General features: G+C 41.3%; 13 protein-coding genes and 1 pseudogene. 4 read left to right on the forward strand and 10 right to left on the reverse strand.

Annotated elements, in window-relative coordinates; all coding sequences use genetic code 11:
- The first annotated feature begins 3 nt into the window (after positions 1-3).
- The 3 genes from ABYB02_RS02745 (at position 4) to ABYB02_RS02755 (ending at position 3003) form a co-directional block, all read left to right on the forward strand.
- A complete protein-coding gene (locus tag ABYB02_RS02745; protein WP_024606886.1) occupies positions 4-492 on the forward strand; it encodes a TRAP transporter small permease in 489 nt (162 codons plus the stop codon).
- Positions 492-1793: a TRAP transporter large permease gene (locus ABYB02_RS02750; protein ID WP_182753072.1), complete on the forward strand. Its 1302-nt coding sequence runs from the start codon at positions 492-494 to the stop codon at positions 1791-1793. The genes ABYB02_RS02745 and ABYB02_RS02750 overlap by 1 nt, the downstream gene beginning before the upstream one ends.
- A gap of 190 nt (positions 1794-1983) precedes the next feature.
- The gene (locus ABYB02_RS02755; RefSeq protein ID WP_024609071.1) at positions 1984-3003 is read left to right on the forward strand and encodes a LacI family DNA-binding transcriptional regulator; all 1020 of its coding nucleotides are present in this window, start codon (positions 1984-1986) and stop codon (positions 3001-3003) included.
- 610 nt (positions 3004-3613) lie between these two features.
- On the opposite strand, the gene ABYB02_RS02760 is transcribed toward ABYB02_RS02755, so the two are convergent.
- Positions 3614-9796: a pectinesterase family protein gene (locus tag ABYB02_RS02760; RefSeq protein ID WP_372760830.1), complete on the reverse strand. Its 6183-nt coding sequence runs from the start codon at positions 9794-9796 to the stop codon at positions 3614-3616.
- Positions 9797-9874: 78 nt separating this feature from the next.
- The gene (locus ABYB02_RS02765) at positions 9875-12844 is read right to left on the reverse strand and encodes a TonB-dependent receptor (protein WP_372760832.1); all 2970 of its coding nucleotides are present in this window, start codon (positions 12842-12844) and stop codon (positions 9875-9877) included.
- A 190-nt stretch (positions 12845-13034) separates the two neighbouring features.
- Between ABYB02_RS02765 and ABYB02_RS02770 the strand changes: the two genes are divergently transcribed.
- Entirely contained in the window at positions 13035-14492 is a 1458-nt protein-coding gene (locus tag ABYB02_RS02770) for a polysaccharide lyase family 1 protein (protein WP_372760834.1), read from the forward strand.
- 41 nt (positions 14493-14533) lie between these two features.
- Here ABYB02_RS02770 and ABYB02_RS02775 read toward each other — a convergent pair whose 3' ends face one another.
- From ABYB02_RS02775 to ABYB02_RS02810, 8 genes and pseudogenes are all read right to left on the reverse strand, one after another.
- Entirely contained in the window at positions 14534-15493 is a 960-nt protein-coding gene (locus ABYB02_RS02775; protein ID WP_372760836.1) for an alpha/beta fold hydrolase, read from the reverse strand.
- Complete coding sequence (locus ABYB02_RS02780) at positions 15494-15823, reverse strand: hypothetical protein (RefSeq protein WP_372760838.1); 330 nt, start codon at positions 15821-15823, stop codon at positions 15494-15496.
- A gap of 109 nt (positions 15824-15932) precedes the next feature.
- Positions 15933-16736 (reverse strand): annotated as a pseudogene (locus tag ABYB02_RS02785) (family 43 glycosylhydrolase).
- A gap of 3 nt (positions 16737-16739) precedes the next feature.
- Positions 16740-17951, reverse strand: a complete 1212-nt coding sequence (locus ABYB02_RS02790) for a glycoside hydrolase family 105 protein (protein ID WP_372760846.1) — start codon at positions 17949-17951, stop codon at positions 16740-16742.
- 114 nt (positions 17952-18065) lie between these two features.
- A complete protein-coding gene (locus ABYB02_RS02795; protein ID WP_372760840.1) occupies positions 18066-20615 on the reverse strand; it encodes a glycoside hydrolase family 88 protein in 2550 nt (849 codons plus the stop codon).
- Positions 20616-20664: 49 nt separating this feature from the next.
- On the reverse strand, positions 20665-22113 hold the full coding sequence (gene uxaC / locus ABYB02_RS02800; RefSeq protein WP_372760842.1) for a glucuronate isomerase: 1449 nt from the start codon (positions 22111-22113) through the stop codon (positions 20665-20667).
- A 91-nt stretch (positions 22114-22204) separates the two neighbouring features.
- Positions 22205-22828 (reverse strand): bifunctional 4-hydroxy-2-oxoglutarate aldolase/2-dehydro-3-deoxy-phosphogluconate aldolase, encoded by a 624-nt coding sequence (gene eda, locus ABYB02_RS02805; RefSeq protein ID WP_004334882.1) that lies wholly within the window; start codon positions 22826-22828, stop codon positions 22205-22207.
- Positions 22829-22841: 13 nt separating this feature from the next.
- Positions 22842-24314, reverse strand: coding sequence for a glycoside hydrolase family 28 protein (locus tag ABYB02_RS02810; protein WP_372760844.1), 1473 nt, complete (start codon positions 24312-24314; stop codon positions 22842-22844).
- Positions 24315-24582 lie beyond the last annotated feature (268 nt).

Raw genomic sequence — 24582 nt, forward strand, 5'->3', positions numbered from 1 at the left:
ACAATGCGACAACTCAACACACACTTAAATCGCATCATCGAGCGATTACTGATTTTGGCCATGATAGCAATTGTAACCGTTGTTTGTTGGCAAGTATTTTCACGATTTATTTTACGTGCACCGAGCTCATACACCGAAGAGTTAGCGCGTTTTATCCTGATTTGGATTGGGATCTTGGGCGCTTCGTATGCGTATCGCACCAAAGCACATTTAGGGCTTGATCTTTTTTATCAAAAAATGATCCCGTCACTTAGGTATAAGTGTTCATTTGTAATCGAAATCTGCGTGCTGATCACGGCGTTAAGTATTTTAGTGTATGGCGGCAGCCAATTGATGATGTTGAGCTTTGAATTAAAGCAAATGTCAGCGGCGCTTGAGATCAACATGGGTTATGTGTATATCGTTTTACCGCTGAGCGGGGTGTTGATTGTGATTAATTGCATTGAAAACCTCATCAATTATGCACAGCAAACATTCACGGAGCAAGCGTAATGGACTCAACAGCAATTGTTTTAATCGTTTGTTTTTTTGTATTGTTATTTATCAATGTACCTATTTCTTTGTGTATTGCGCTATCAACATTAGCAGCGTTATTAATGCACATTGATTTTACGCCTGCCACCACGACCATAGCCCAGCAAATGGCCGGTGGCATTGATAGTTTCGCATTATTGGCAATCCCATTTTTTATCTTGTCAGGATTGATAATGGGCCAAGGCGGTATTGCTAAACGGCTGATTGAATGTGCTATGGCGATGATAGGCTTTTTACCCGGCGGCTTGGCACTCGTAAATGTAATGTCGTGCATGTTATTTGGTGCAATATCAGGATCTGCCGTTGCAGCCACATCGGCGATTGGTAGTTTTATGGTGCCAGAAATGAAAAAACATGGTTACAGTGCTAGTTTTGCTGCGGCGGTTACCGCAAGTGCAGCCACTACGGGCATGTTAATACCACCGAGTAATATTTTAATTATCTATGCCATCGCCAGTGGTGGGGTGTCGATTGCGGCATTATTTATTGCTGGCTACTTACCGGGAATTTTAGTGGGGCTGGCGTTGATGATTGTTTGCGCTATTTACTCTATTCGCAACAATTACCCTGTAACAGCAAGACTGCCATTTAACATTGTGATGAAAAAAATACTCGCAGCTTTGCCAAGCTTATTGCTTATTTTTATTGTTATTGGCGGCATTATTGGCGGTGTATTTACCGCAACTGAAGCAGGCGCTATTGCCGTTATTTATGCTTTAGTACTGTCGGTATTTATTTACAAAGAAATCAATATAGTTGAAATGCCCGCTATATTACTAAAAGCTTGTGAAACAACGGCTATTGTAATGCTGATCATTGCCGCGTCATCGGGCATGTCGTGGTTATTGTCATATACACATATTCCACAGCTGGTCAGTGAGTTCTTTTTAACACTCAGTGATAATCCGATTTTAATCTTGTTGTTGATCAACCTGATTTTAATTTTGGTTGGCGCGTTTATTGATATGACACCTGCGGTATTGATTTTTACACCGATCTTTTTACCGGTAGCTGAGCAATTTGGTATGTCGCCGATTCAATTTGGTATTATGATTGTATTAAACTTATCAATTGGCTTGGTGTCTCCGCCAGTTGGGAGTGTGCTGTTTGTCAGTTGTGCGGTGGCGAAAACATCGTTACATAAAATAATTAGGCCAATGATGCCGTTGTATGCTGTGATGTTTTTAGTCTTGATGTTGGTCACATATGTACCGGCAATCAGTGAAACGTTACCGCGTTTATTTGGTTTAATCGAGTAACTAACCTGAACTTAGGATAATTTATTTATCAGCGTTTAGATCAACTTAATCAAACAAATCTGTGATGGAGCTCTACAGCTCCATTTTTCTTTTAAATCAAAGTAGTCAATGTATAACAAGAGCTGACTAACTACTTCTATGGATCTACGGTTAGTGTTAAACTTTGCAATCATCCTAAATAGGAACTTTTATGTCAGTAACGATTAATGATGTAGCTAAGCTGTGCGGTGTTTCAAAGCGCACAGTTTCACGTGTGATCAACCGCTCTCCCGCTGTGGGTGAAGCGACGCGGGAGCGAGTGCTTAAAATTATCAGCGAAGTTGGTTTTTCTCCTGACAAACAAGCACGGGGGCTGGCATCGAGTCGTTCTTACTTATTAGGTTTAATTTATGATAACCCCGATGCATTGTATATTGATCAGGTGCAACGAGGTGCATTAAGCGTCTGCTCTGAACTTGGCTATGAATTGGTTGTTCATCCTAGTTACTCTAAAAGAGCTGAATTTATTGATGATTGCCTGTCATTTATCTCTCGCTCTAAGCTTGATGGCGTGATTATTTTACCGCCAGTATCTGAGAACAAAGAGTTAGCTGCAGCAATTCGTGAAGCTGGTTGTCCTTATGTGCGCTTAGCATCGGTAGATTTAGATGATGCTGATAACATTGTGGTCTCAGACGAACGCGAAGCAATGAAAGAAATGGCCAGCTACTTGGTTGAACTTGGCCATAAAGACATTGGTTTTATTTCTGGACCGCAAGTTTATCGTTCTTCAATCGAACGCTTAGCCGGCTTTTTAGCTGAACTGCAACAATGTAATGTGCAACTGCCTGGAAATCGTATTATTGAAGGAAAAAATAGTTACGAAAGTGGTATTGAATGCGCTATGACGTTGTTAAGCACTGAACCAAGACCAACGGCCATTGTTGCTAACAACGACGAAATGGCGGCGGGGGTATTACGGGTTGCCAGTAATTTAAATATCAAAGTACCAGAACAGCTATCAGTGGCAGGTTTTGATGATAATATTTTGGCTTCAAGGATCATTCCATCGCTAACGACTATTCGAAGACCGGTACAAAATATGGCATGTTTAGCGGTGCAAAAACTCATCAATAAAAGCCAATCGACACAAAGTGAAAAAATTAAATTAGATGACGTAGTCACCCCTTATTTAGTGAAGCGTGAATCTACCAACAGATGCGCTAAATAGTACCGATTAACCCCCTCTCATAATATTTTTGTTACAGCCATACAAAGCGTCTTACTGACACTAGGGCGCTTACTCCTATCCGTAATCCAATGATAATTTTTTGATTTAATTCATGAGTTAATTAAATTTGAGGAGCACCTTTGATAAAAGAGCATGAAATATCGGTGTTAAACGAAACGGCCGATATGCTGCCTAAAGGATAAAATGCATAGCGCTCGTTTTTAATATCTGAAACATTTTGAGCGCTGTAAGCACCGCCTGATATTAATCGTATTAAGTTACTGACCATTTATAGCGACAGATAAATACAGTGATAACAAGGCAGAAATTTTGATAGGGTGTTCTTGGCAATTGCTCCTGCATTACTCTATCTCCTGCATCTATGCAGTCGTACTTGAAAAATTACTAACTCAATTTAATAACGTTAACTTCATGCCCTCGCTCTTTAACCGCAGCGCCTGTTAATCTCTTTGTGAATTATTAACTTGAAGATTTTATTGCACAAAGAGAAAGGAATGATATGGATAAAAAAATATCCTTGCTGTACGGGGCGAGGGTATTGGTAACTATCAAATTGTGTGAAAGCAGCGCTTGGCTTCTCCCATTACAACTATTGGATGGTTATTTCATCCAATGTGATAGTTGCTTCACTTTCCGTTCTGAGAGTGATGAATGAGGTAGCTGTGGCTACCAACCCATCGACGGTGTACGTTTGACCTGGGACTAAGTCTTGAAGCTGTACTGAGTAGAACTTCGATGAACCACCGTGGATTGAATTAGCGCTACCAGAGGTGTTGTTATCTACATATATTTGGAAGCTTTTTGCAGTATTGCCTGCTACAGTCACGACTTTAAAGCTCACTTGATAACTGTTACTTAAATCAAGTAACCCCGTGGTGCTTGCATCTGCTGAGGTTGTACTAACCGCAGGGGTAGTATTCGCTATACTAATGCGTGCCCCTGTCATGGTTAATTGGCCTGCTGATACATCACTAGCGCCTGTTACACGGTGGAACAGCGGCGTACCAGATCCAGCTAAGCCCGATAAGTCACGATAACTATTACTAAAAAACTCGTCCGTATTCGCTGCAGCAAAATTTTCAGTAAAGGGTAACCCAAGCGGCTCTTGAACAGGTGGTTCACTTGGCGCTGCAATGTCAGGGATGTCTAAATCGCTTTGATCTGTTTTACCAATGCCGGCATGGGCAATAACATGCGCTTTAACATCCATTACTGGTGTTAACTTATACTCGTAAGGTGCTTGGTATGAGCTGGTGGGTGTCATACCAGTGGCAGTAACCTCTGCAGCCACATCGCCGTCAGCCACATCACCCCAAGTAACACCTTCACCTAGGTAGTTACCCGAGGTATTCCAATAACCAATTACTTTTGAGTAAAAAGAGACCACAGGATTTTTAGTATGCTCAAAGTAGTTATTCTCAATATGTAGCTCTGCGCCCATCCGTGAGTTAATCGCGCTAGAGGTGATATTGTTATAATAGTTGTTGAATATATGACCTTGACCAAATCTAAACAACGGAACACGCGATATGATGTTTTCAAAGCGGTTATGGTGAAAGGTAATATGACGATTCTTGTTGCTGCTCGAGTCATCATCACTGTGACCATGGAGTGACGTTTTCCAGCTATCGTGAATATAGTTATATGAAATGGTAATGTTTTCAGCACCCGATTTAGAATCGATTAAACCATCATAATAATCTTGATCAACATTTAACGATGAATAGAGTTCGTTATGATCAATCCAGATATTCGCGGTAGGTTTATTTTCATCACCTTCAATCGAAATACCATCTTTACCGCCGGTAAGTACTTCATGGATTTTTAAGTTTTGGATAATGATGTTATTAGCACGACGAATAGCAATGCCGATACCACTTAGCTCACCACGATCTGCCACACCAATGATTGAGATATTATCCATATCTTTAATTTCGATAGAAGAATTATCGCCGCCACTGTTTGCATCAGTAATGACACCATCGACATAAATAGTCACTGGAACACCTGATGATTTTGCTTGTGCTAAAGCCGATTTAAGCGCTGTGCCATTATCAACGGTCACTACTGTTCCACCTTCGCCACCGGTTAGGCTAAAATTATAACCAGCAAAACCCAGACTATTATTCACCGGTGTTATTGCAATTGGCTCATCTGGCAAGATTGGGATAGCGAGTGGTTCAGGTGTCCAACCTTGGCCATCATTAAAGCTTGCAAAAATAGCGTTACGCTCAAGTAAGTTAACCACGTCGCTGTCTTGCATAATGTAACCACCAACACGGGCACTTAAATCAAGAGTATTACCTGCTAAATCCATGCTGCCATACTCGCGCCAGCCACTGGTAGCCGTTGCAATTTCTGGATTTGGTGCAGGTTGACTGTTAACTCCTTGCACAGCCCAACCTGAGGTTGCAATGTGAGTATCAAACTTATTATTGATAAGCGTAACATTATCAAAATATGTGTCACTGCCACCACTGCGTGCAATATAGGTTGAATTATCTAACACATTATTGCCAATTGGTCCTGGGCCATGAGTAAAGCGGTTATTTAAGAAGATAAAGCCAGGATCTGTTTGCACAGGTACGCGGGCTTGTAACACATAACCACCTGATGAGTCTTTAGTTGGATCACCATCTTTGGAGTCACCAATAGTGCGAATTTCACTGTCTTCAAATAATGCAGTGACCGGGTAGCCCCAAATAAAGTCAACATTACCTGCAACTAAGCTATTGTAAAACCAAGTGTAACCTTTAAGTAATAGGGTATCTTGTTCGCTAATAAAGCTGGCATTATTAGCCACTAAACGACCATTACTATTAAAGTAAATAGTTTCAGCTTGGTTTGAATCAACATTGTTACGCAAGTGGGTGTTTTTCAATGTTAGGTTGTTGATCACTAACATATCCGCACCTTCAACTAAGAATACACCACGACCGCCGCCCGGTGTGCCAGAACCTATAGGCGCACTGCCACCTGAGCCACCATTGAGTGTTTCGTAGTTTTCGTACTGAATAGTAGTATTGTCTTGGCTTTGCCCTTGTATAGTTACGTTATCTTTATTACGTAAGAATAGCAGTTCATTATATACACCATCTTTGACTGAAATGGTGGTTTGCTCATCTTTAGCAAGACTTGCCATTGCAAAGTTAAGTGCACCTTGCACGGTTCTAAAGTCAGCTACACCGTCATCATCAACCAGTAGTTGATTGCTTGCCGGCGTTGTCACTTTAGTGGTGAACGTCCATTGGCTATTATCACCGAGGCCAATAAAATCAGTACCGTTGAGTTGTGCGCCCAGTACCACATCATCACCAATGACAACACGATAAGTATGGCCATATTCAAGCACATTATTGTGCGGTTTAATGGTTAAGGTATTGCCTTCAATCGTGAGAGGGTAGTAGTACACAGAGCGCAATTTATCTTGGCCTGTGTAACCAATCACATCGACGTTTTTACCCACTTTGAGGGTATCAACAAGCGTGTTGTCGTTTTGTTTATAAATACGTATTTCACCTAAACTACCAAACGTAGGGGCGTTATCAAAAGTAATCGATAACTGGGTATCAACAAATTGGCTATCGCTAGCAATCGCTGGCATCACTTTATCTGTTAAATCACCATAGTCAGCGGTTGGCATAACAAAGCCTTCTGCAACAGAGACTTTAATAGTACGCGTAATACTTGGGTCTGAATCCGATACAAATGTGACCGTTGCATCGCCTGCAGCAATCGGTGTAAGGGTGATCGCATTTCCATTGATTGCAACGCTCACCACTGCTTCATTGCTTGAAGTGACCGTGTAGGTGCCGGCTGTGATACCGTCGTTTTTAATCGCTGTAACGTTGATCAACAATGGATCCATACTGGTACTTGTGTCCCAATTAGGCTCTTTGTAATCAAGGGTTAACTGAATTGGCTTGATGCTAGGGTCGCCCACTTTTACATCATCAATTTCAAACGAACGATTATTCGTAAACACACCAATTAAGCCACGCGCTGTATAGCTGGTATCAGCCGCAGAGCCCATTTTCTCACCATCTAAGTATACGGTAAGTTGATCATCAATCATTTCAAAGCGAGTGGTGTACCAAACACCATCTTCTGTTGCTCCTTTTTCACCGAGTAAGATTGGTGATTTTGTTTGCACTGGACGCGCAATCGACCCTTCGCTACTAACGGCAACTTCCACTTGCGTACTGCTTGATGAGTTTTGCACATTTAAACCACCAGCGTACCAATTACCGGCATTTAAATAGCGTGCCATCAAAAAAATCTGCTTATTGGCCGTGGTAGAGTTCTGACGTGGGCGAATTTTCGCTTCAACAAAGTAGTTACCTGTGACAGGCACGTTTGCCATAGCTTCTTCAGTAGCTAAAATTAGCTCGCCACCAGCACCGCCTGCGGTGTATCGCATCATGTTATTACCCATGATATCAAGTACATCAAACTCCCCCATTGGGGCTTCAGTGTTATCTGACTTGGCTAAAACTTGCCAATTATTTAAATCACCATTGGCAAAATCATCACAAAAATACAGTTCAGGTGCATCCGTGCAGCTAAATACAGATGGATCTTTAATATACTCAACTCTGAGGTTATTGATAACCACAGTGCCACCTGTTTCGGTACGTAACTGTAAAAATGAGTTTTTAGTCGCAAGCTTTCCGGGTACTGTTAAAGTTTGGCCAGCAGTAAGCGAGTTGATCAATTCATTATAAAAACGTGAGTCATTACCATGGATTGATTTAGAGCTGCTTGATGAGTTGTTATCCACATAAATTTGGAATTTATTATCACCTTCAGGGTCACTTATACTGACAATATCCATCACCACTTGATAAGGACGAGACAAATCCAGCGCTCCACTGGTGGTGGTATCCGTTGCTGTTGTTTCAATACCCGGGGTGGTGTTACCTAATGTGAAACGACCTCCATTAAGTTCTAATCCAGTATCAATCACAGTGACTGAGCCGCCTGTTTTGCTAAACATTGGGATTTCATCGCCGTTAGTATCAATAATTTTTTGATGTTCAACAGAGAAAATATCCGCAGTAAGTGCGGTAAAGTCAGTGGTAATTGGTAATTCTACTGTTGGGATCTCACCTTGAACCGGTGGTTCAACAGGTGGTTCAACAGGTGGTTCAACAGGTGGCTCGACATCTGGTACGTCGGTTGCCACTGTTTTGATGGTTAAGTTATCAATGACAATCATTGCCGCTGAATCAGTGCGTATTTGGAAATATGAATTTTTAATCTCAGGATTTAAAATACCGCGGGCATCGATATTAGTCAGATCTGGGCCAGTATTTACATCTTCGCCTGGAATGTAGGTATATGAAAACCGTTGACCTGCAGGGGTATTGCTTTCGTTTATGTCTTTACCATAAAACTTTGAAGCACCGCCATGCACTGAATTACTTTGACTGGCAGTATTATTATCAACATACAGGGATAATCCACCAGCACTATTATGAGAAATAATATCAAAGCTAATGGTAAACCCTTCGCTTAAATTATAAATCCCCACACCTGAGCTATCAGTCGCTGTTGATTCTTTGCCGGGCAGGGTATTACCGATGGTAATACGGCCGCCTTCAAGAATTAGTTGGCCTGCTACATCGTCAATTTTTGCGCTACCGCCACTTTTAAAATATAACGGGCCGCTGCCTTGCTCATCCGATAAGCTTTTATAGCTCGATGAGAAAAATGTTTCAGTGTCAGTATCAAACTCTTCAATTAAGACTAAACCAGCTTGCTGAGCTAAATCGTTGAGTTTGACTAACTCTTCTTGGGCTTGTTGTTCGGAGAACACTAAAATATTGTTTTTAGCATCATCATTACTATCACAAATAAGCACCAGTGTTGCCAATGCGTTTGGACCGCTTGTGGCACAAACACTATAGGTGTTATTAACCGTATTATGAGAGCGAGAAATAATATACTGGGTTGTAGCAGATTCACCTTCACCTGAGATCAGTGCTAGTACACGATTACCGAATAAAAACGAATAACGGCCTGTTACTGTTTCGCTGTCACCCACTACTTGGCTGAATGTTCCACTAAGGTTTGATTCATCAACGGGCGTTAACATCAACTGTGTAATAATTGCCTCACTGCCTTGTACTAATGGGTTATACATTGTTCCGCTAAAATCGGCAGTATTAAATGCTAAAGGTTGCGTGCTGTTGTATTGCTTAAAAATAAAATCAACAAAGTGCACAATAGCCTGATCAGCTGGAATTAAGGTACTATTAGCTGAACCTGCATCAGCGAGCCACGCATTAACATTCGCCTCAAACTCATCACTACTAAAATAGTCCGTAATCGTTTGCCCTTCTGCTAAAGTCATAACGGCTGTTTGTGCTGCTTGCTCGCTGATGGTGATGCCATTGCTAGGATCACCATCAACATCTAGTGACTGTAATAAACGCAAGCTATTAATAACAGCAGGATGAAACACGGTATCTGTCGAAAACAAAGCAAGTGGAGTTAATACATTGGCGGCAGAGACCGTAGGAAAGGTAAGTGCACCAATTGAGAAATCGATAGCTTCACCTCTAAAGTAATCGAATTGTCCATTTGCGTTTGTTACACCATTGCTTATTGATGGGCTGTTGTAGGTTAAACCAGCAACAGGGCTGTCAACAAATATCCCTTGCACTGGTGGTAACGGAGCTTCTTTGACATTGATAGAACTATCTTCACCGCAGCCTGCTAAGATCGCGGTGATCAGCAAACACGATGGTATTTTTATTGTATTATTCATGCATCCCTCCAAGGATGAAAGCGCGTCATTAACGCGTTAATTGTGTGTGAAATTAACGTTTTTCATTATTAGTAGCTGTTAATAAAACTTATAATTCATACCTAACTGGAACGTACGACCATAATCTTCACGTTGATAGAGGATTTCACCACCGGATAAATCATTACCTTTGAAATAACGTAAATCTGATTCATCGGTTAAGTTAATCGCGTCAAAATACACGCTGAGGCTTTTCGTAAAGTCATATTTCACTTTCATATCAAAGGTTAAGATATCGTCTTGGTAGATATCAGCCCATGACTTACAGGTATGTGGGTCTGATACAGAAGCTGATACGGGACAAGAGCCAACCTCTTCAAGAATATCTGAGCGGTAATTACTAATTAGACGCAATGAGAATGACTCATCTTCCCAGCCCACCGCAATGTTACTGGTAACGTCAGCCTGACCAGGCAGTGGCATTTTATCATGACGAATAGTGGCATCGAGCTCAGCTTCACTTTTTACAAATGTCATATTACTTTGCCAAAATAAGCCATTCTCAAAGAACTGGTTGTAACTCAATTCAATACCATAAACAGTCGCTTTATCGCCGTTTAAAGTTATATCGACCTGATTAAGAACAAGATCTTGTGGAATTGCAAAGTCAGACACTTGATTAACTGGTAAAGTCAGTGGTAATTCGTCTATCCCCATTTGAATACCGGTGACATCGACGATGAAGTTATCGATATTTTTGTAAAATACCGCAGCTTCCATAAATAACTCTTTTGATGGATACCAGCCAAATGATGCATCAAAGTTGTCAGATGTCATGGCTACTAGATTAGGATTACCAACTTGTACTGCGTTATCGGGTCCTAAAATATAACCTTGAAGGTCAATGGCGCTCTGTCCATCTGGCGAGCTGTAACAGTTGTTCGTTGTTGGATTGCATAGGCTTATGTCGTCATCAAACTTAGCAAAACCACGAGCTTGTTTAAAAGAAGGCCGGGTGTAACTGGTCCATAATGAAGTACGTACCAAAATTTGATCGCTCGGCTCATAGCGAACATGAATACTCGGGAAAAACTCACTATAGGTAATTGACGATTCAGGTAGTGGGATTGCTAAATCAAGCATTTTGTCATTGCCAAAATCCCAGTCATCGTTTTCAAGCGACATAAATCCAGTTGAAGAAAACTCAGTATGCGCATAGCGTACACCGGTAATAACACTGACTTGCTCTGATAGCTGCAGCTCAGTCATAATATAAGCTGCGTAGGTATCTTCGTATAAGGTATAGTCTTCTTTGGTGCTGTCAATTGACACCTCGCCACCGGTGGCACTGTCGCGCGTAATTTTAGTTGAGTCAACTATGTACTCAAGGTCTTCGTTGCTAACAAAAGGATAGCTAAATAAGCCACCCTCAGGAACCGCAAAGTTATAATCAGTAACATTTGAGTTGGCGACGGTAATACAGGTTTCATCCATTCCACAATCGAGTGGGTTTATTGCATAGCTCCAGCGATCTTTATCGCGGAAATGTTCGCGTTCGTTGTAAGTACCACCAATTTTAATAAAATTAAGATACTCAATATCAAAGTCTTTTTGCAAGTTTAGCTTGATACTTGTGACTTCATCAGTGCGTACACTGTCTTCCATAAATAAGTTGTCGTATTCCATATTTGATAAATCGCTGATATCACCATCGGCTTCACCGGCAAAAACATCATTGTCTGGATCTAACGCAAAACCACCTAGGGCAGCAGCTTCTTCAGGAGTAAGCACCTGTGCAACAATATTATTTTTAGTTGCTTGACCGTAGACGATATTCTCACGCTCACGAAATTGCACGCGACGATCACCCACAGATTTATCATCTGTTTTTGAATACGCATATTCATAATCTACGCGTAAAGTGTCGGTAATATAGTTTTCACCACCGATACTGTAATTGGTTGTAGTCGTTTCACCTTCCTGAATGAAAAATTGGTTGTAAATATCGATATCAGACAGGACAAACTCTTTTGTATCAGCATTTACATAAATAATTTCATCTGCTTGGTCGCCATTATAAAAGTTATAAAACTCTCTTTGTGCGACGTCATCATCAGTGTAATTAGAGTAGTTACCTCGTATGTAATAAAAACTGTTTGCGGTTGGCTTAAACTCAACATTTAGAGTTGCGGTGGTACGTGTTCGGTCAGCTATTTCACGGCGGTTTTCGAGTTGCGCGGGGATCAATATTTCAGGTGCCACACCTAATTGCTCTTCACTGAGGCCAATGCCACCTTGTAAAAAGTTTAATTCTCGAGTGCTATGATGGCGTACCTCATCTACTTGATTTTTCCTATCTTCATAAGAAAGTGCAAAACCAACGCCTATTTTTTCTTCTAAGAATAGCTGTGTGCCATCAAGGCTAAACTTCGGCGAGTGTTCTTCTCTGAGTTCACTGTATGAATTTTGCAGCTTCATTTTTAGGGTGTTTTTACCACGGTCATATGCTGAGATAGCTTTGACGTTTACTGCTCCACCTATCGAATTTAGATTCATATCAGGGGTAAGGGTTTTAAATACTTCAATGGCTCCTAATGAATCACTAGTGATGCCATCAAGGCCAATTTTACGTTCATCACCCGCACCAGATAGTTCTGCACCATTCATGCTCACCGATACGAATTTAGGGCCTAAGCCCCGAACTGCAATATATTTACCTTCACCTTCACTGCGCTCTAAAGTGACACCTGGTATCCGACGCAGTGACTCAGCAACATTTTGGTCAACAAAGTTACCCATGTCATCCGTGGCAATCACAGAGCTAAACGCTTTGCTGTCACGTTCCATAGCGCGTGCTTTTAAATCAGCTTGGTAAACACCCGTTACAGCTATTATTTCTATATCGTCTTCAACAATTTGTGCTGATTTGGTTGGTTCTTGTTCAGCATTGGTTGTGGTTTTTTGTGTATTATTTTCTACCTTTGGCTGTACAGGATCGGCCGTTTGTGCATAAAGTGGCATAGCTACCATTAATGCTGCTGCGATCGTGCTTAGTCTCATGCTCTTCATCTTTGTTCCTTTCCAGGCTTTTAATTGTGTGTGCAAGATATGCGACTCCCGTTGATTTAAATCCCAAGCTTGCCACCGGTGGCAAAGTGGAATAACATGAAGTTAACACTGTATTAATAAAACTGTCAATTTACATATTGACAATTTTTTATTTTAACCAGCATTAAAAACGAAATAGCCAAGGAACATTATGCAAGTTCTGAAGAATAATAATTTAAACTATCTCAATATCGTAATACTAAGCATCATTACTGTGTTGACGGTTTTTGTTTCGACTAATTTATACTCTGCACAAGTCAATACAACATTGGCTTTTCCAACGGCAAAAGGATTTGGTAAATACGCAACAGGAGGAGTTAATGGCACGCTTTATAGAGTGACTACATTGGAAGATAATTTAGATAAGCCGCAACCAGGCAGCCTTCGCTATGCAATTGTGCAAAAACATCCTCGCACTGTCGTATTTGCGGTATCGGGTGTGATCAAATTGGAAGGGGAACTTAAAATATCTCATGGTAATATAACAATCGCGGGGCAAAGTTCGCCAGGTGGGATTGCCATTGTTGGTGCTCCTGTGACGGTCTCATCCGCAGATAATGTGATTATCCGCTATATGCGCTTTCGCTTAGGCACATTTGGCTATGCTGATGATTCATTAACGGTGCGTAATAGTGAGAATGTCATTATTGATCATTGTTCATTGAGTTGGTCGGTGGATGAAAGCGCGAGCTTTTATAATAACCATAACTTTACGTTACAAGATTCAATTATTTCACATAGTTTAAGCCATTCAATTCACCCTAAAGGCGATCATGGTTATGGTGGCATTTGGGGCGGGGCAAATGCGAGCTTTATTAATAATATAATTGCCAATCATGCCAGTAGAACGCCTAGGCTCAATGGTCATAGACTTAAATCACCGTATGCACAAGATGAAGAGTTTGTTGAGCTTATCAATAATATTATTTTTAACTGGGGACATAATAATGTTTATGGATCAGAAAATGGTCGCTTTAACTTGATTAATAATTACTATAAGCCGGGTAAAGCAAGTAAGATCATGCAGTTTGCTGATATTTGGTATTCCCCAGAGATCAAAGAAAATCAGGCATATATTATGGGTAATGTACTTGAGAATAACCCACAACTGACTGAGCATAATTATTTAGGTGTAAATTATCGCAAAGCGGTTAAAGCAAAACGCACTATTAGTGATGAAAATAGCCAGTGGTTAAGTGATCAAGCAATCATTACATCACCCATGCAAACAACGATGGTTTATGTTAATGCAAAGCAAGCATTTAGTGATGCCATTAAGGGGCAACATATAGGTGCAAGTCGTAATGCACATGGCTATTTCCATGACAGTATTGATACGCTTGTTTATCAACAGCTCACTGATAGTGTCACGATAAAGAAAAATGGTTTGATTGATCATGAGTTTGAGCTAATTGGTAATTGGGATGCATATAAACAGGAATTTACAGGGGCTCCCGCAATCGTTGATGCTAATGAAGATGGTGTTGCGGATGACTGGTTCAAACAGCATCAGCCGCAATTAAAAAATGCAACTACAGCACAGGTTTTGCAGCAGTACTTAAATTCACTTAGCAACAAAGAAAGTAAAAGCTTTGATGACTTAAAATAACCATTAAGCCATCAAGACTTTAATTTTAACAACAATAATGATCAATGAGTTTTAGCAAATTGTACTGTTAAAAAGTCATCAATAACGGTGGTTGTAGGCGTTAACCACGGCTGGAATAACCAAAATGAATGCGGCGCATCATCGAACTGGTAAACTTCACTGGGTATATGTAACTTTTGCAACTTTTGTATTGCGCTGTCTCGACCTGCACGAAAGCGTGGCACTGAGCTATTAATGAAAAGTGTTGCAGGCGCGTTTTTATCAATATAGAAAATAGGCGATGCGCCGCGCCAACGCTGTGGGATAGTTTCATACCTACCCCCCAACCACTTGCTGGCTGAAGTGACGGCTTTGGCTGGGTTGTTTTCAAAAGGTAGTGCTTCAGAAGACGTGAAGTCACTTAAGCCATCTATATTGATCAGCGCTTGGACATTAAATCGCTTCGAGTTAGTGTCGCTGCTACCCACAATTCCGCCGCTGTAAGCTAACAGCGCGGCTAATTGGCCACCTGCAGAGCCGCCCGATAAAGCAATCTTAGTGCTGTCTATATTATACTGAGCAGCATTATTAAGCCAATGAAACGCACTAACTAAATCCTCAGCTGCTGCAGGATAAGGCGCTTCCTCGCTGAGGCGGTAACTGGGCGCAGCAACAATATAACCGCGTTCTACCAGCGCAATTGCAAGTGCTATCATTAATGCGGGGGTGCCTGATTGCCAGCCCCCCCCGTGGATCAATATGATCAAAGGCGCTGTTTGTGTTTGCAGCTTTTGCTGATAAATATCTAAAGTCTGTGCACTGTTTTTAGTTTGCTTGTAAACCAATGCTTTATGAGCGATGACAGAGTCAGGAAGTGTCGTTGCGGGCACCTGGATGTGTGGATAGTGTTTGATTAGTTTTTTATAAGTATTTTTAACGGTGTAATCAGCTGCTATGCATGGCTGAACACATAGCAATAATATGGCAATAAAGTTCAACTTTTGATGTTTAAACATATTCATTTAATCCAAAGTGTCGTAACGGGCATAGTCAAAATCGGCATAGCTGCTAGCGCCAGTAGTTTGCGACAGGCTAAATAAGCCTAACTTAGCTCCTACCCAGCGGCCTTTTTTAGCTTGGAAGTGTTCACCAATAATTTGAAACTCAGCACTTGCAGCGGTTCTATAACTAAAAATGGCTGTGGCGCCTGGTTGTAGAACGACTTTTAGTTCAAGATAGGGTTGTGTCAGTGGTTGTTGCCCTACGATACTTTCTTTACAGCCTTTTCTCGCATTAAAACAGTGCACATAGACTAGCTGTTGTTCGCCAGTAGAAGATGTTGTGATACCCATCCATACGCTTGTTTGCTTTGAAAGTGAATAAACCAGTCCTCATCAAATTGGGTGTGAACCCACGCACCTTGATGAGGACCGTTGATCACTGAATTACCTTGGGCCATTACTACTTTGGCTTCATAGGGAGCGGTAATTTTTTTGCTCTAAATACCGATTGCCAACCTAAATCTACGCCACCAGCAGGCGCAAAAATATAGTAATAACCGTTACGTTTATAAAATTTAGGACCTTCAATGGCGCGATATCCAGGGTGATTTGTACCATCGACAATGTGTGTGAATTTGTCACTGACCCAACTTGCGTCATCTTTCATTTCACGTAGCGTGAGTACATTATTAAAGCCAGCACGACTTTTTGCCCATGCATGTATTAAGTAGGTTTTACCATTGTCGTCCCATAATGGTGCAGGGTCGATCAATTCTTTACCCGCTAAAATAAGCTGTGGGGTTGACCAAGTTCCAGCAGGATCATCTGTTGTGGTTACATAAATACCAAAATCAGGATCAGGGTAAAAAATCCAAAATTTATTATCATGAAAACGGATTGTGGGCGCCTATACGCCGTTGCCATGTTGTACTTTTGCAAAGTGGGCTTGTGGCAGCTGTATTGGCAGCGCATAATTAATTAACTGCCAGTTGACTAAATCGGTAGAGTGTAAAATAGGCAAGCCAGGTGCAGAGTTGAAACTAGATGCTGTCATGTAATAATCGCCATTAACAGCAACCACATCTGGGTCGGAATAATCGGCATGCAAGATCGGGTTTTTATATTCGCCATTACCAAGATCTACTTGCCACGGACTTTGAGTGTCTGTTGGCGATAGTAATTGCGACTCTTTTGCATAACACTGGCTGCTACTTAAGCAAACAACTAACAGTACTAAATAGAAATAGTATTTGTTACTTAGCATCGGTTATTTCTCCATTTCTAAACTAGCAAGAATAAAAGGCCCGACTGCTTTAGGATCGTTCGCACGTACATTCTCACTAATGTAATAAGCAAAGCTGCCATCTCGATATGGTTTTCCGCCAAGTCCTGCTACTTCACATACTTGTTGGATTGATAAGGTGTTATCCGCTTCAGGTTTAATAAAGTTGCTAACTACAGCATTAAAGGTGTTTTTTGCAATCGCTTGGTAGCTATCAGACAAGTAACCTTGATTAACACCTCTTGCAATCGCATAGCTGAGCATAGCACTGCCTGATGACTCTAAATAATTGCCGCGTAATTCACCTTTATCTGTAACTTGATACCATACACCGGAGTCAGAACGAAGTTTTAACATGTTATCAATCAATGTATTAAAGCGCTGTGATAGCCACACTTTTTTAGGGTAATCATTCGGTAGTTGATCTAATACATCAACCATTGCCATGGCGTACCAACCGATAGAGCGCGACCAATGATTAGGTGATTGTCCGGTTTTTTTATTTGCCCAACGCTGTTGTTTAGCCTCATCCCAGCCATGTACAGGGAGAGCGGTGTCACTGCGATAAGTATGTTGTTCAATTAATTCAAACTGCTTTATAACATCATCATACTGATCTGCTTTCCCAAAGCGGCGGATATATTCGGCATAAAAGGGCGCTGCCATATATAAACCATCAAGCCACATTTGCGAGGTATAGCGTTTTTTATGCCAAAAGCCACCATCAATTGTGCGAGGTTGTAATTTGAACTGTGCATATAGCGTATCGAGGGCAAGGCGATATTTACGGTCTTTTGTTTCATCAAACATAAAAAACAGTAACTTGCCGGCATTGAGCATGTCGAGATTATATTTGCTCATTACGTAGGTTTTAATACTGCCATCTTCCATTACTAACGCGTCTACATATTCTTTAATGTAATTGAAATAGCGTTGATCTGGTTTATGCTGATAGAGCTTGGCAAATGACAGTAACACTAAGCCATGGGTGTAGTCCCAGCGTGGTTCAGTACGCCAATCAATGGTGTACGCCTGTGGATTACGAGTCATCTCAGAGTTAGCCATTTGCACGGCATAGCTAAGTGAGTTGTTATTATTTTGCGCAGACACATTCATTATTGAGCAGAATAAGCAGCAGATAAAAAATGAAATAATATTTTTATTTGCGCTGTCTTTATTGGTTTTAATTATACGCATCATAAATCCTTATGAGCTTAGTGTGCTGATGTTGTTGAAGGGAAGTGAGTGTTAGCCGGTAAGCAAAAATGCGATGAACTTTGCTTACCGGCTGGCTGACTAATTTATGGCTGGTTAGTTGTTACCAGCTAGAAGCTTAGCTACTTCAAGGCTTGCTAGAATGAAGGGACCATTTCCTTTAGGATCATTTTTGCTGACCGGCTCGTTCATATAATAGTGATAACTACCATCACGGCCAAAGCCAAGACCTGCAACATAGCATTGGTTGGTCATACTCACCGTGCCATCACTATGTACTAATGTAAATTGGTTAAGTAAACCTTGATACGCTGCAAGGGCGGTGTCTTGATAATCAGTATCGATATAGCCATTATTAAGCGCTTTGGCATAAAAGTAAGCAAACATGGCTGTTGCAGTTGACTCTTGGTAGTTACCTAAAGCCGTTGGTTTGTCTAAAACTTGCCACCATGTGCCGGTATCAGTATCTTGAACTTTGGCAATATCAGTGGCCAACTCTTTTACCATGGCGAGTAAGGTATCGCGTTGCTCTGTGTTTTTTGCTGGGATGTAATCGAGTACATCAACCACTGCCATAGCGAGCCAACCCATACCACGGCCCCAAAACTCTGCGGAAACACCGGTTTGCTTATTCGCCCATGCTTGCTGTTTAGATTCATCCCAACCGTGATAGTACAACCCTGTCTTTGTATCGCGTAGTGCTTCGCGAGTGAGCTTAAATTCGTTTACAACCTCTGAAAAGGTTTCTTGTTGCTGGTGGCCCGTTTCAAATAAGCTACCGTACTGGGCTAAAAAAGGCATACCCATGTAAACGCCATCTAGCCACAGTTGATGTTGATATTTGTTTTTGTGCCAAAATGCGCCTTGTGATGTACGTGGCTGTAACTGTAATTGTGCTCGCAAAGCTTTTGCAGCGGATAAGTATTGTTGCTGCTGGGTATCTTGGTATAGCTGAATAAGGTTGCGACCGGGTGGAATATTATCAATATTAAAATTGCTTTGTTTATAGGCGCTGATTTTCCCTTGCTGATCAATAAAGCTACCAGTAACTTTGGCAATCACATCCTTATAAGCTTGTTCATCAGTTGCCAGCCCTAATTGATAATAAGCATAAGGTTGTAAACCGATAATGTCGTATTCAAACTTTGGGCTGCGCTTACGGTTAACATCCCAGCCATTGGCATGGTAGCCTAGTGTTTTTCTTTTCAGCTCTGAATCGGCAAGGGCGCGGGCCCATTCAAGGGCTAATTTATCATTAAGCGGTTGCGTCGTTTTATTTGCTGTAACTGTGGTATGCAAAGTAATGCGTGGTTTAATAGTCAATCTTTCAGCTTGTTGTTCAAGGTACTCAATAAAGCTTTCTTTATCGTTGATACCACTTTCAGGTTGCCACACTGAGGCAAAATAGTAATCTGCATGCTGTGTACTTTGTCCTTTTGGTTTTAGTACTGCAAGGTAGTTATTTCTATCTTGGCGTACGTCAATAACATCGCCTTTTTTAAAGAAAACCGCCATACCTAAAGCTGATTTATCTAAACTTTGATTGCCCCAACTGGCAATATAACTGTAGCCATAATTACTCATTGCATCGAGATCACCTTGAATAAACTCAGTCTCAGGGTGTTTGACCACACCGGCCACTAAATTAGACAAATCTTTATCAGTGCTCAGTTCTACATGTGCTAAACGTGAGCCGCCATGCATACTAATATTGGCGGTTAAATCTTGCTGTTGATAACTGTTTTGCCAGCCTTGATACTCAATTTGGATACTGGCGCGTAAATCACCATTCTCAATAATCCGCGCTGTGCGTTGGTTCACATCAGCGACATGTTCCAGCTCATCATTACTACCCAGCAAACCAAATCCGCCAGCCCCTAAAGACTTACCGACTTTGAGAATGTCCATTCCCCAATCTTGTTTGTCATGATAAGAGTCATAACCATCAAGGCCAACAGTATGTAACACGGGGGCTGCGCTTAATTTACCAAAAATGTCAAAGCCATTGCGCCAATCAAGGTAAAAACGATAGCCCACTTTATCTGACTCAATACCTGGGCCTTCGTATCGGATCCAGTTTGAATGATCGGTGTAATAATCTGGTGGGGAAAGTTCTTGAACATTTATGAAGTTGCCACCAACATATTCTTTTTTGCCTGTGCCAATTTGGTGTTTTGGCGGACGAGAATGAGGCTGCCATTGACCACCTTGCTTATGGGCAAGATCAGCTTGAACACGTTTTGTTTGTGCTGTGATTACTGGTTTACTTTGCTGTGTAATGGTGACTTCAATCGGTTTATCATTTAAATCGACAATAAAATACACACCATCAAGTTCACCGTCTGAGTTAATATCTACAGCTTGGCTAGGTAACACTTGCTGCGCTGTTTTTACAGTTAAAGCAGGAGTTTGGCTTAGGCCTAAATCGTAATAGCTAAGATAGATTGGCTCATTAGGGCGCTTAAACGAAGATGGATTAACAATGTCTACTTTAGCAACTAGTGCGCTACTGAGAGAGTTAGTCTCACTTGCTTGCAATGGTTTTTGAAGGTCAGCTTGTTCTTGGCAGGCAGCCAGTAAAAGGCCAGAGCCTAGAGCTGTTACCATCATAATGCGCTTTGATAACAGTGATATTTTTAAAGTCATGGTGTGTCCTCAATGGTTGAGCCACTTAAATTAAGTGGCTCTATTATTGTTATTTATCGAGATTATATGCTTTTTTCACTAGCCCATAGGTTAGTTGATAAGCCAGTGTCTGCGCAGTGCTTTCACTAATTTGATGATTAGCTACTAATTCAGCCAAGTATCGGCAGTCAACGCGGCGTGCAACATCATGGCGAGCGGGGATAGATAAAAATGCACGGGTGTCGTCATTAAAGCCAACTGTATTGTAAAAACCTGCTGTTTCGGTTGTTTGCTGTCTAAAACGTAGCATACCTGCTGGGCTGTCATGGAACCACCATGCTGGGCCTAATTTTAGGCTAGGGTAGTGACCTGCTAGTGGCGCAAGTTCACGACTATAGGTAGTTTCATCTAACGTAAATAAGATGATTTTAAGATCCGGGTGATTCCCGTATTTACTCAATAGTGGTTTTAACGCATTTACGTATTCAGTTTGGCTTGGAATATCACAGCCTTTATCACGGCCAAATTGATCAAATACCGCTTGGTTATGATTACGATTGGCACCAGGGTGAATTTGCATTACTAAGCCGTCTTTAATGCTCATACCTGCAAGTTCAGTAAGCATTTGACCTCGGAATAACTCTTGCTCTTGCTCAGATGAATTGCCTGTTCGGCATTTTTCAAATAATGCTTCACACTCAGCTGTAGATAAGTCAGCAGTTAATGCAGTAGGGTGGCCATGATCGGTTGCTGTTGCACGGCCTTCAATACGGAAGTAATCACGACGTATTTGAATTGCTGCTAAATAACCTTGCCAAGTTGATGTATCTTGGTCGGTTATCTCACCAAGTTTAAATACGTTGTCGATAAAATCTTCACGGCTAGCATCAACCACATCATCAGGTCTAAAGGTGGTGATAACACGTTTTGCCATTACAGAACCTGCAATTGCGCGGTGGTGCGGGAGCTGATCAAGTGCCCCCTCTGTTGTCGCAATTAGTTCAATATTAAAGCGGTCCATCAGTGCATGAGGCTTGAACTCGGGTGTTGCTAACGCAGCTGTAATTTTTTGATAATAGTGCTGACCATTTTCAGAGCAAAGTTTTTCTGTAAAACCAAACACATCACTAAATACCGCATCTAACCAATAGCCACTTGGCGTACCTGCATACAGGTGATAGTTGTCAGCAAAGATTTGCCATACTTTTTCAGGAGCTGCTGCTTTTGAACGTGCCATATCGCCTTGCAGACCATGTTCTGGCACGCCTAAATCAGTCATTGGTATCCCTTGACTATAGAGCATTCTAAATACGTAGTGATCGGGTTTTATAAATAGCTCAGTTGCATTGCCGAAGTTTTCATTTTCATTAAACCAACGTGGATCAGTGTGACCGTGTGGACTAACAATCGGTAAGTCTTTAATTGATTCATATAACTTTCTAGCGATAGCAACGACGCTAGGATCACTTGAAAATAAACGATCTGGGTGCAACTCTAAAGGTTCGATATTGCTCGGCATTGAAGATTCCTTAACTGTTCTGTTTATATTTTGCTACCGGTGGCATTCAAGGGTAAATTACACTGTCAACGTATGGCAGTCAATATGTTAATTAGTTGTTGTTTAGTACCTGAAGGCAGGCTTGAGTGATTTTTTCATAGTCTTTACTTTGCACCCATTGTGGTTGTGCAATCCATGTACCGCCTACGGCCATCACATTGCTAAGTGCTAAATAGTCTTTAAAGTTTTGCTCATTAATGCCGCCTGTAGGGCAAAAGCGAATATCAGCAAATACGTTGCTGACTGCTTTTAAAAACTGTTCGCCACCACACAAAGAAGCAGGAAACAATTTTTGCTCAGTAAAGCCATATTCTTTAGCAAGTAAAATATCTGCGGTGTTTGAAACACCCGGCACAACAGGGACCGACGATTGGCTAAGGGCATCGAGTAACCGTGGCGATATAGCAGGCGTAACAATAAAATCACTGCCTGCGGCAAGGCTTTTTGCAAGTAACGTTTGATCGGTAATGGTGCCTGCACCTACACATAAATCGGGCAGTGCTTTTTTAATCGCGATTAATGCGTCAAGTGACGCTGGCGTGCGCAGCACAACTTCCACTAATTGGATACCCGCCTTATGCATCGCGGTTGCAATAGCGACACCTTCTTCACTACTATTTGCTTGTATTATAGGCAGGATTGGTTGCGTGCCTAATAATGTTGAAAACGCGTTCATACATCGATTCCTATCATGATTGCTGTAATTGCGCCATTGTCAGTGGCTGTTTGTTTAAAGTGACATTATCTAAACTCATATTATTTACATGCGCTACGATTGACTGACTGCCTACTTGGTCAAAATGGCAGTTTTTAAAATGAATATCGTTAATTGGTGCGCGTTCAAAGCCATTAAGATAAAACGCTTTACTGAGTACATTTTTACAATGTAAGTTTTCAATTTGAATATCACGAACTGTTGGATCGAATTGTCCTGCATCGCCTTCTTCATAATAGAAGTTGATCACAACAGCGTTTTTAACGGTGCCAACGTCAACATTACGAATGCGTATATGCTCGATCAAACCGCCACGTACTGAGTTAGTTTTGATACGAATAGCGCGTTCTAGATGCGGGCTGTCCATAGTACAATTTTGCACAAAGACATTGTTTACACCACCTGATATTTCGCTACCTATAACCACTCCACCGTGGCCTTCTTTCATATGGCAGTTTTCAATAACAATGTTTTGTGAGGGTACACCGACACGTCTTCCGTCTGCATTTCGCCCTGATTTAATCGCGATACAGTCATCACCGGTATCAAATACACAGTTTTTGATATGTACATGATCGCAGCTTTCTGGGTCACAACCATCAGAGTTTGGCCCGTGGCTTGAAAAATTAACCTTATCAACCGTAACACTTTTGCATAAAACCGGATTCACTAACCAAAATGGCGAGTTTTTAATTGTTACACCTTGGATTAAAATATTTTTACATTTATACGGTTGAATAAAAGGGGGACGTAAATAGGCGCCGGTACTGTATATACGTTCGCTTACTGGCACACCAGCTTCGGCATCAACCATCAACTGATCGCGTGCTTCACGCTGGTGCAATACTTTACCTTGGCTATCTTTAATTAAATCCCAATGGCCTTCCTTGTGTGGTCCCTTCCAAGGCCACCATGTTTGGTTATCGCCATTTCCTTGGAGTGTTCCTTTACCTGTGATGGCAATGTTTTCTTGCTCAAAAGCATAAATCAGTGGTGAGTACCCCATCATTTCTAAGCCTTCCCAGCGAGTAAATACTTCTGGTAAGTAATGAGTGGGATCAGTGCTAAAGCTCACTATTGCGTTATCACTGAGGTGCAAGTTAACGTTTGATAATAAATGAATCGCACCAGTGAGGTAGGTACCATCTGGAATATAGACCTGACCACCTCCTTGTGCGTGACAGGCTTCAATGGCGCTTTTAATGGCCTGTGTGCAATCATATTGGCCATTTTCTTTTGCGCCAAAGTCTTTAATATTAAATTGTTTAGCAGGGAAGGTCGGTACTACAATCGCTGATTTGATTTGTGCAGCCATTTGCCAATCATCAGCGCTAATGGGTGCGTCAAAAACATTGAGCAAAGGGGCTGACTTACAGCCAACTAAGGTTGCAGTTACCAACGTGCTAGAAGCCAATGCTTTAAGAAAATACCGTCGTTGATTGTTCATTTTTGTATCCTGCTGCTGAAATTGGAATTATTATAATAGGCTAACATTAGCAGCTATTGCCACCGGTGGCAATGTCATTTTACTACTTAGTTTAAATTATCAAAGATTTATTGTTTTTGAAAAAGTTATTTAAAATTAGTAACTAATAAAATAATCGACAGTAAAAACCATCGATTATGCACGGGGGGGAGTATTATATTGCAGACATAGCTTCAATTAACGAGGCTATGTGTTGATTAAGTTTAGAAAGTGCCCCTTACACCCACTA

It is taken from the genome of Pseudoalteromonas sp., assembly GCF_041613455.1.
Classification (GTDB): domain Bacteria; phylum Pseudomonadota; class Gammaproteobacteria; order Enterobacterales; family Alteromonadaceae; genus Pseudoalteromonas.

Coding starts and splice junctions, on each gene's coding strand:
- ABYB02_RS02745 (WP_024606886.1), top strand. CDS start 4: ATGCGACAACTCAACACACACTTAAATCGCATCATCGAGCGATTACTG.
- ABYB02_RS02750 (WP_182753072.1), top strand. CDS start 492: ATGGACTCAACAGCAATTGTTTTAATCGTTTGTTTTTTTGTATTGTTA.
- ABYB02_RS02755 (WP_024609071.1), top strand. CDS start 1,984: ATGTCAGTAACGATTAATGATGTAGCTAAGCTGTGCGGTGTTTCAAAG.
- ABYB02_RS02760 (WP_372760830.1), bottom strand. CDS start 9,796: ATGAATAATACAATAAAAATACCATCGTGTTTGCTGATCACCGCGATC.
- ABYB02_RS02765 (WP_372760832.1), bottom strand. CDS start 12,844: ATGAAGAGCATGAGACTAAGCACGATCGCAGCAGCATTAATGGTAGCT.
- ABYB02_RS02770 (WP_372760834.1), top strand. CDS start 13,035: ATGCAAGTTCTGAAGAATAATAATTTAAACTATCTCAATATCGTAATA.
- ABYB02_RS02775 (WP_372760836.1), bottom strand. CDS start 15,493: ATGAATATGTTTAAACATCAAAAGTTGAACTTTATTGCCATATTATTG.
- ABYB02_RS02780 (WP_372760838.1), bottom strand. CDS start 15,823: ATGGGTATCACAACATCTTCTACTGGCGAACAACAGCTAGTCTATGTG.
- ABYB02_RS02790 (WP_372760846.1), bottom strand. CDS start 17,951: ATGCGTATAATTAAAACCAATAAAGACAGCGCAAATAAAAATATTATT.
- ABYB02_RS02795 (WP_372760840.1), bottom strand. CDS start 20,615: ATGACTTTAAAAATATCACTGTTATCAAAGCGCATTATGATGGTAACA.
- uxaC (WP_372760842.1), bottom strand. CDS start 22,113: ATGCCGAGCAATATCGAACCTTTAGAGTTGCACCCAGATCGTTTATTT.
- eda (WP_004334882.1), bottom strand. CDS start 22,828: ATGAACGCGTTTTCAACATTATTAGGCACGCAACCAATCCTGCCTATA.
- ABYB02_RS02810 (WP_372760844.1), bottom strand. CDS start 24,314: ATGAACAATCAACGACGGTATTTTCTTAAAGCATTGGCTTCTAGCACG.